The sequence below is a fragment of the Sphingomonas bacterium genome (assembly GCF_903644135.1).
Lineage (GTDB): Bacteria > Pseudomonadota > Alphaproteobacteria > Sphingomonadales > Sphingomonadaceae > Sphingomonas.
In genome coordinates, this window is the sequence record NZ_CAHJXA010000100.1 from 1 (window position 1) to 8,536 (window position 8,536).

Here is an 8,536-nt window from a genome sequence, read left to right on the forward strand (position 1 = left end):
CCGGCGGCCCGGCGGCGAGCGGCCCGGTCACCAACCTGCCGCGCCCGTCGGATGCGCCGGCCCCGGTCGTCACCGATCCCAATGCCAAGTCGATCAAGACCCTGCGCGTCGAGGGCGCGCAGCGGATCGAGCCCGAGACGGTGCTGAGCTACACCAAGCTGCGCCTCGGCATCAAATACACCGCCGAGACGCTCGACCAGGCGCTGAAGGACCTGCAGGCGAGCGAGCTGTTTGCCGACTACACGATCAGCGGCGTCGAGACCGGCGACATCGTCGTGCACGTCCGCGAGAACCCGATCATCAACCGGGTGGTGTTCGAGGGCAACAAGCACCTCAAGGAAGACAAGATCACCAAGGAGGTGAAGCTCAAGCCCCGGCAGATCTTCACCCGCACCGCCGTCCGCCAGGATGTCGGCCGCATCATCGAGCTGTACCGTCGTCAGGGCCGCTTCGCCGCCATCGTGTCGCCGAAGATGGTCGCGCTCGACCAGAACCGCGTCGACGTCATCTTCGAGGTGAGCGAAGGACCCAAGTCCAAGGTCCGCCAGATCAACATCATCGGCAACGAGGTCTTCTCCGACAGCAAGCTGCGCGACCAGATGGTGACAAAGCAGTCGCGCTGGTTCCGCCTGTTGTCTTCGAGCACCTCCTACGATCAGGACCGCCTGTCCTACGACCAACAAAAGCTGCGGCAGTTCTACCTGACCGAAGGCTATGCCGATTTCCGCGTCACCTCCGCGGTCGCCGAGCTGACGCCGGACAAGAAGGACTTCATCATCACGTACGTGGTGGAGGAGGGTAAGCGCTACCGTTTCGGCGATCTGACCGTCGACAGCGAGATCCGCGACTTCGACAACAAGAAGCTCGCCGCCACGCTGCCGATGAAGAAGGACGACTGGTATAACGCCAAGCAGGTCGAGGACTCGATCGATAACCTGAGCAAGACCGCGGGGCTGTTCGGGTACGCGTTCACCGAAGTGAACCCGGAATACACGCCCGATCACGATAAATTGACGATGGCGGTCAATTTCCACATCGCGCAGGCCCAGCGAACCTATGTGGAACGGGTCGAGATCAACGGCAACACGCAGACACAGGACCGCGTCATCCGCCGCGAGATCAGGCTGGCCGAAGGCGATGCGTTCAACAGCTTTCAGGTGAAGCGCTCCAACGACCGCATCAACAGCCTGGGCTATTTCCAGGACAAGTTCGAGATCAAGCAGAACCAGGGCACTGCGACCGACCGCGTGATCCTGGAGAGCAATATCGAGGAGAAGCCAACCGGCCAGCTGGAGCTGTCGCTGGGCTATTCGAGCCTTGAACAATTCATCGTCCAGGCGAACATCACCCAGCGCAATTTCCGCGGCAAGGGCCAGGAACTGCGCGCCGGCATCAACTATTCCTATTATTCGAAGTCGGTCGAGCTGGGTTTCACCGAGCCCTATCTCTTCAACAAGAACATTGCCGTCGGCATTGACCTGTTCCGCCGCGACTACAACTCGTTCAATCAGGTCGGCGACAACCGGCAGACGACCTATTCGAACGTATCGACCGGGTTTCAGATTCGCGCTGGTATGCCGCTGACCGAGTATTGGCAGATCGCGCCGCGGTATCAGCTATCCTATGACGAGGTCGGCCTGGACCAGGCGACCTACTTCACCAACGGCGTTTGCGACCCGCTCAAGGCCGGGCGCTATCTGTGCGAGGCGATCGGCAATCGCCTGACCTCGGCGGTCGGCTATTCACTGATTTATGACAGCCTCAACAGCCGGCTGCGTCCGACCGCCGGCCAGCGTTTCGCCTTCAGCCAGGATATCGCCGGACTGGGCGGTGCGGTTCGATATGTCCGCACGCGCATCGAGGCATCGAAGTTCAAGAGCCTCGGCTCAGGCTTCGTCTTCTCGCTGTCGGGCGAGGCGGGGTATATCCGCTCGCTTGAGGGCAGCCGCGGCCCCGGCATCGACAAGGTCCGCATCACCGATCGCTTCACGCTGGGCGAGCCGCAGTTCCACGGCTTCGACATCCGCGGCATCGGTCCGCGCATCAAGCGCGCGCCGTACACGACCGATGCCGACGGCAACCAGATCCTGGTCACCGACAAGAACCAGATCAGCGACGATGCGCTCGGCGGCGACGCCTATTACCTGACCCGCGCCGAGCTCGAACTGCCGCTGGGCGCGGGCGCGCGCGAACTGGGGCTGCGGCCGTCCATCTATGTTCAGGCGGGCAGCCTGTTCAACCTGGTGCGGCCGCTGCCGACCACCGGCTTTCCGACGATCACCGACGTCAACGGCAAGGTGACGGTGCTGCCGATCACGACGCCGGTCGTCGACAGTTCCGGCCGGCAGCTATATCTGGTGTCGGCGGAGGATGCGACGAACGTCGGTCTGGTGACCACCTGCTCCATCGGCTATTCGTCGGTCGGCGGTGGTGCCTGTTCGGGCAGTTCGACCAACTCCGTGTATCAAACCTCGACCGCGCCGTTCAAGGAAACCTACTATGGCGGCACGTCCAAGCCGCGCCTGACCGTGGGTATCGGCGTCAACTGGGCTTCGCCATTCGGGCCGCTGCGCATCGATATCGCCAAGGCGCTGCTCAGCCAGCCCGGCGACGACAAGAAACTCGTAACCTTCAACGTAGGGACAACGTTCTGATGACCAAGATGAAGACCATGCTCCTGGCCGCGACGCTGGCCGTCCCGGCCGCTCTGGGTGCCACGGCCGCGACCGCGCAGGTCGGCGGCATCGCCGTCGCCGATGCGCGCGCGGCGGTGACCAACTCGGCCGCCTACACCACCGCTCGCTCGCAGATCGAGACCACCTACAAGGCGCAGCTCGACCAGGCGCAGGCCCGCAGCCAGGCGATCGAGGCCGAGCTGCGGCCGCTGGTGACCCAGTTCCAGACGGCGCAGAGCGCGCCCAACGCCAACCAGGCGGCGCTGCAGACCCAGTATAGCGCCATCCAGGCGAAGCAGCAGGCGGGGCAGGCGGAGATCGCCCGTATCACCCAGCCGGCGCAGCGTGCCGAAGCCTATACGCTGGAGCAGATCCAGGCGAAGCTGCCGGAAGCGGTCGGCAACGTCGTCAAGACGAAGAACGTCAGCCTGCTGGTCTCGCCGCAGGCGGTGTTGTTCGCTCAGCCGACCGCCGACATCACGCCAGCGATCACCGTCGAGCTCAACCGGCTGGTGCCGACCGTCGGCATCACCCCGCCGGCAGGCTGGCAGCCGGGCCAGCAGGGTCAGGCCGCCGGTGCCGCCCCTGCCGCTGCCGCACCCGCCGCGACCAGCCGCCGCAACTCCGGCCGGTGAACGAAGGCACGCCGGCCGCCATCGGCCCGCTCGATATCGGGCGGGTGATGGCGGCACTGCCGCATCGTTATCCGATGCTGCTGGTCGACCGGGTCGAGGAGCTGATCCTCGATCGGTCGATCACGGCGATCAAGGCGGTGACGATCAACGAGGGCTTCTTCCAAGGCCATTTCCCGGGCCGTCCGATCATGCCCGGCGTGCTGCTCGTCGAGGCGCTGGCGCAGGCGGCCGGCATCCTGGCGGTGGAGAGCCTGGGCCTCGCCGGCACCGGCAAACTCGTCTATTTCATGGCGATCGACGGGGCCAAGTTCAGGAAGCCGGTCGAGCCGGGCGTCCTGCTGCGGCTTGAGGTCGAGTTCGTGCAGAAGCGGTCCAGCGTCTGCAAGTTCGCTGGCCGTGCCGTGATCGACGGACAACTCGCCGCCGAGTGCAGCTTCACCGCGATGATCGCCGACCCGCCAGAAGCCTGACCATATTTGCCAATGGCAGCGCCTGCGTGTAGGACGCGGCTCTCTTCCAGGCTGGTCGGAACCAGCTATTTCCGGAGCGTTACGATGAAGACCGACACCCATCCCGACTATCACATGATCAAGGTGCAGATGACCGACGGCACCGTGTTCGAGACGCGCTCGACCTGGGGCAAGGAGGGCGACACGATGACGCTCGACATCGACCCGCTGGCGCATCCCGCCTGGACCGGTGGCCGCGGCACCATGCTCGACTCGGGTGGCCAGGTCGCGCGCTTCAACAAGCGGTTCGGCGGCGGGCTCACGCTGCGCAAATAACTGCGTGCGAGTGATCGCTTAACGCGGCGTTAGCCATCGGCGGCTAGAACACCGCAATGTTCGCCGCCGAATTCGAACCAGCCCAGAACGGCAATCGGCGCGGCGCGCCTCGCGCTCCGCTCTCGCTCGATGCCGGTCTGGGCATCGGCGGCCTCGCGCGCACCTTGTGCAAGGTGGTCGACATCTCGATCAGCGGCGCGCGGCTGCAGAGCTATTCTGCCCTCAAGAAGGGCAGCACCATCTGGCTGACCCTGCCCGACATCGGCCAGATCGCCGCTGACGTGATGTGGGCGGACGATTACGTCGCCGGCTGCCAGTTCCACCGCCCGCTCGACCCCGCCGCGTTCGAGGACCTGCTGGAGCATCACGCGCCGGGGATGCGGTAGAATCGGCAACTTTCGGCGGCTCTGTGCATTTCATCGCTCGACAACACCGTTCTGTCGACAGGATGCACGATGAAAGCCGCTCTCCCGATTGTCATGGCGCTGATCCCGCTGGCCGCCATGCTGGGTGCCTGCGTCACCGGCTGATCCCACGGACAAGCTGCAAACGAAAAGGGCCGCCCGAGCGATCGGGCGGCCCTTCATCATTGGATCTGCGTCAGCAGGTCAGCCCGCGGCCGGCTCAGCCGCCGAAACCTCGGCAGTCGCTCCCGGCTCGGCATTGGGATCATAGTCCTCGATAAAGCCGGCCTCGTCGCGCTCGAACATCGACGCCATGACGTCGACGCCGGTCGCCTGCATCTCGGCCTCTTCGGGCGAGCGGGCGACGTTGACCTTGACCGGCACCGACACCTCGGGGTGCAGCGCGACCTTGACCTGGTACAGCCCGATCGCCTTGATCGGCTTATCGAGCACCACCTGGGCACGGGTCACCTTGTGCCCCGCGGCCTCCAGCGCCTCGATAAGGTCGCGCACGGCGACCGAACCATAGAGCTGGCCGGTATTCGACGCCTGGCGGATCAGCGTCACCGACGCGTCCTTGAACCCGCCGGCCTGCTTCTCGGCCTCGCCGCGCCGCGCGGCATTGTCGCTCTCGATACGGGCGCGGTTGGCCTCGAACACCTTGCGGTTGGCCTCGTTGGCCCGCAGCGCCTTCTTGCGCGGCAACAGGAAGTTGCGGGCGAACCCGTCCTTCACCTTCACCACGTCGCCGATCGCGCCGAGCTTCTCGACCCGCTCCAGCAGAATGACATCCATTGCTGCTACTCCTTACTTAACGACATAGGGCAGCAGGCCCAGATGGCGCGCGCGCTTGATCGCGGTGGCGAGCTCACGCTGCTTCTTGCCGCTCACCGAGGTGATGCGGCTCGGCACGATCTTGCCGCGCTCGGACACGAAACCCTGAAGCAGGCGCACGTCCTTGTAGTCGATCCGCGGAGCGTCCTTGGCGGAGAAGGGGCAGCTCTTGCGGCGGCGGAAAAACGGGCGGCCCATTATGCCATCTCCTCTTCACGGTCACGGCGCGGGCCGCGATCCGGGCGGTCACCACGATCACGATCGCCGCCCCGATCCGAACGGGGGCCGCGGTCGCCGCCTTCGCGGTCGCTACGGCGCTCGCGGTCGCGCTCCTGCTTGCGCATCATCACGGTCGGACCCTGCTCCAGCTCGTCGACCTTGACGGTCATGTAGCGGATCACGTCCTCGTTGATCTGGGTCTGGCGCTCCAGCTCGGCCACGACCGGGCCGGGCGCGTCGATCTCCAGCATCACGTAATGCGCCTTGCGGTTCTTGGCGATGCGGTACGCCAGGCTGCGCAGGCCCCAGGTCTCGGTCTTGACGACCTTGCCGGACATGTCGGTGACGATCTTGGTGGCGGCTTCCGCCAGTGCGTCCACTTGCGCCTGTGCCAGATCCTGGCGCGCAAGGAACACGTGCTCGTAAAGAGCCATGCGTTCATTCTCCTGCCGATCGCTGGCGATGCCCCATGCATCGCCCCTCCGGCTGTCGTTCGGTGTGGCGCGCCTATGGCGGAGGCCGCCGCGAAAAGCAACCTTGGCGAAGCGGCACTGTTTCTTCTAGGCGAACGCCCGAGAAACGAGAGGATCGGATATGCGCGCGTTCATCTTCCCCGGCCAGGGCAGCCAGACGGTCGGCATGGGCCGCGCGCTCGCCGAGGCCAGCCCGACCGCGCGCGAGGTGCTGCAGGAAGTCGACGACGCGCTGGGGCAGAGCCTGTCGCGGCTGATGGCGGACGGCCCGATCGACGAGCTGACCCTGACCGAAAACGCACAGCCGGCGATCATGGCCAATGCCATCGCCACGCTGCGGGTGCTGGAGAAGGAGGGCGGCGTGCGCCTGGCCGACAAGGCCGATTACGTCGCCGGTCACAGCCTGGGGGAATATACCGCCCTGTGCGCGGCCGGCGCGTTCGACCTTGGCACGACCGCGCGGCTGCTGCGGGTGCGCGGGCTGGCAATGCAGGCGGCGGTGCCGGTCGGCGAAGGCGCGATGGCGGCCTTGCTCGGGGCCGATCTGGCACTGGCGCAGGTGATTGCCGGCGCGGCGGTCGATGCGATCCTGGCGGAGGGCGGCCCGAACTCGAACAGGCAGCTGGTCTGCACCGTCGCCAATGATAACGACCCATCGCAGGTGGTGATCTCCGGCCACCGCATCGCGATCGAGCGGGCGGTCACGCTGGCCAAGGAGCTTGGAGCCAAGCGCGCGGTGCTGCTGCCGGTCTCGGCGCCGTTCCACTGCCCGCTGATGCAGGACGCCGCCGACGCGATGGAGAATGCGCTGCTCGACGCCGACCTGTCCGCGCCGGTGGTGCCGGTGTTCTGCAACGTCGACGCCGCGGCGATCGCGTCGCCGGGCGCGATCCGCGTCGCGCTGGTGCAGCAGGTGACCGGCATGGTCCGCTGGCGCGAGTCGGTGCTGGCGATGCAGGCGGCGGGGGTGAGCCAGTTCGTCGAGTTCGGCGGCAAGGTGCTCGGCCCGATGGTCAAGCGCATCGCACCCGACGCGACCGTCACCAGCGTCGTGACGATGGATGATATCGAGGATTTAGTAGGACGGCTTTAATCACGCGGAGGCGCGGAGAAGATTGAGAGACATTGATGAGATCAGCGGTGACGTGCTTGATCTGGCATTGCGGATCCACCGCGAGCTTGGTCCGGGGTTGCTGGAGAGCGTCTATGGGATCGTTCTTGCCGGTCGGTTGGAGGCGGCGGGATATTCGGTCTTCCGACAGCATCCGGTCGATATCGTCTTTGACGGACAGCGATTTCCGGCGGCGTTTCGGGTCGACCTGTTGATTGACGGTCGGTTGGTTGTTGAGATCAAGTCAGTGGAAAGGCTCGTTGCGGTGCACGGCAAGCAATTGCTCACCTACCTCCGACTGATCGACCAGCCCGTAGAGCTACTCATCAATTTCGGCGGCGAGATGCTCAAGGAAGGTGTGCGACGCGTCGTCAACAATCATCGCTCCTCCGCGTCTCCGCGCCTCCGCGTAAACCAATCCAACGGAGAATGACGATGTTCGACCTCACAGGCATGACCGCGCTCGTGACCGGCGCATCGGGCGGCATCGGCTCGGCCATCGCGCAGGCGTTGGCCAGGCAAGGCGCGCGGCTGGCGGTTTCCGGCTCGAATGCCGACAAGCTGGAGAGCTTCCGCGCATCGCTGGCCGGCGAGCATGTCGCGCTCCCCTGCGACCTGTCCGACGCCGCCGCGGTCGACGCGCTGGTGCCGCAGGCGGCCGAGCGGCTCGGCAGGCTGGACATCCTGGTCAACAACGCCGGCGTCACCCGCGACAACCTCGCCATGCGGATGAAGGATGAGGAGTGGGACACCGTGATCCGCGTCAACCTGGAGGCCGCCTTCCGCCTGATGCGCGCCGCCGCGCGGCCGATGATGAAGGCGCGGTTCGGGCGAATGATCTCGATCACCTCGGTGGTCGGGGCGACCGGCAATCCGGGCCAGGCCAACTACGCCGCGTCGAAGGCGGGGCTGGTCGGCATGTCCAAGGCGCTGGCGCAGGAGCTGGCCAGCCGGGGGATCACCGTCAACTGCGTCGCGCCCGGCTTCATCCGCTCGGCGATGACCGACGGCTTGCCCGACGCGCAGAAGGCGGCGCTCACCACCCGCATCCCGGCCGGCGATCTCGGCAGCGGCGAGGATATCGGCGCGGCGGTGGTCTATCTCGCATCGCGGGAGGCTGGATACGTCACCGGCCAGACGCTGCACGTCAACGGCGGCATGGCCATGATCTAGGGGCGATGATCTGACGCTTGCACGCGGAAAGACCCCGCTCTACGGGCGTTCATCAACAGCTAAGCTTGCAACGAGAGGCAATACCATGAGCGAGACCGCCGACCGCGTGAAGAAGATCGTCGTCGAGCACCTCGGCGTCGAGGCCGACAAGGTGACCGAGGACGCGAGCTTCATCGACGATCTGGGCGCGGACAGCCTCGACATCGTCGAGCTGGTCATGGCCTTCG

General features: G+C 65.7%; 12 protein-coding genes. 9 read left to right on the forward strand and 3 right to left on the reverse strand.

Going from position 1 to position 8,536, the window contains the following annotated elements:
- The 5 genes from bamA to HUU96_RS07065 all read left to right on the forward strand — a co-directional run.
- Positions 1 to 2,654: outer membrane protein assembly factor BamA (gene bamA / locus HUU96_RS07045; RefSeq protein ID WP_438827064.1), on the forward strand; the 2,654-nt coding region annotated here is incomplete at its 5' end.
- On the forward strand, positions 2,654 to 3,310 hold the full coding sequence (locus tag HUU96_RS07050) for an OmpH family outer membrane protein (protein WP_368039746.1): 657 nt from the start codon (positions 2,654 to 2,656) through the stop codon (positions 3,308 to 3,310). The genes bamA and HUU96_RS07050, both read left to right, overlap by 1 nt.
- Positions 3,307 to 3,780, forward strand: a complete 474-nt coding sequence (fabZ, locus tag HUU96_RS07055; protein ID WP_302480223.1) for a 3-hydroxyacyl-ACP dehydratase FabZ — start codon at positions 3,307 to 3,309, stop codon at positions 3,778 to 3,780. Before HUU96_RS07050 ends, fabZ begins: the two co-directional genes overlap by 4 nt.
- Before the next feature lie 84 nt (positions 3,781 to 3,864).
- Positions 3,865 to 4,095 (forward strand): 50S ribosomal protein L31, encoded by a 231-nt coding sequence (gene rpmE / locus HUU96_RS07060; RefSeq protein ID WP_174292129.1) that lies wholly within the window; start codon positions 3,865 to 3,867, stop codon positions 4,093 to 4,095.
- Positions 4,096 to 4,151: 56 nt separating this feature from the next.
- Positions 4,152 to 4,481, forward strand: coding sequence for a PilZ domain-containing protein (locus HUU96_RS07065; RefSeq protein WP_174292130.1), 330 nt, complete (start codon positions 4,152 to 4,154; stop codon positions 4,479 to 4,481).
- A 222-nt stretch (positions 4,482 to 4,703) separates the two neighbouring features.
- On the opposite strand, the gene rplI is transcribed toward HUU96_RS07065, so the two are convergent.
- The 3 genes from rplI to rpsF are packed head-to-tail and all read right to left on the reverse strand — an operon-like array spanning position 4,704 to position 5,986.
- On the reverse strand, positions 4,704 to 5,294 hold the full coding sequence (gene rplI, locus HUU96_RS07070) for a 50S ribosomal protein L9 (protein ID WP_174292131.1): 591 nt from the start codon (positions 5,292 to 5,294) through the stop codon (positions 4,704 to 4,706).
- A gap of 12 nt (positions 5,295 to 5,306) precedes the next feature.
- On the reverse strand, positions 5,307 to 5,531 hold the full coding sequence (gene rpsR, locus HUU96_RS07075; protein ID WP_174292132.1) for a 30S ribosomal protein S18: 225 nt from the start codon (positions 5,529 to 5,531) through the stop codon (positions 5,307 to 5,309).
- Positions 5,531 to 5,986: a 30S ribosomal protein S6 gene (rpsF, locus tag HUU96_RS07080; protein WP_174292133.1), complete on the reverse strand. Its 456-nt coding sequence runs from the start codon at positions 5,984 to 5,986 to the stop codon at positions 5,531 to 5,533. Before rpsF ends, rpsR begins: the two co-directional genes overlap by 1 nt.
- Before the next feature lie 160 nt (positions 5,987 to 6,146).
- On the opposite strand from rpsF, the gene fabD reads away from it, so the two are divergent.
- From fabD to HUU96_RS07100, 4 genes are all read left to right on the forward strand, one after another.
- Positions 6,147 to 7,118, forward strand: a complete 972-nt coding sequence (fabD, locus tag HUU96_RS07085) for an ACP S-malonyltransferase (RefSeq protein ID WP_174292134.1) — start codon at positions 6,147 to 6,149, stop codon at positions 7,116 to 7,118.
- 22 nt (positions 7,119 to 7,140) lie between these two features.
- The gene (locus HUU96_RS07090; RefSeq protein WP_174292135.1) at positions 7,141 to 7,569 is read left to right on the forward strand and encodes a GxxExxY protein; all 429 of its coding nucleotides are present in this window, start codon (positions 7,141 to 7,143) and stop codon (positions 7,567 to 7,569) included.
- Positions 7,570 to 7,571: 2 nt separating this feature from the next.
- Complete coding sequence (gene fabG / locus HUU96_RS07095; protein WP_174292136.1) at positions 7,572 to 8,309, forward strand: 3-oxoacyl-[acyl-carrier-protein] reductase; 738 nt, start codon at positions 7,572 to 7,574, stop codon at positions 8,307 to 8,309.
- Between the two features lie 85 nt (positions 8,310 to 8,394).
- Positions 8,395 to 8,536: acyl carrier protein (locus HUU96_RS07100; RefSeq protein WP_174292137.1), on the forward strand; the 142-nt coding region annotated here is incomplete at its 3' end.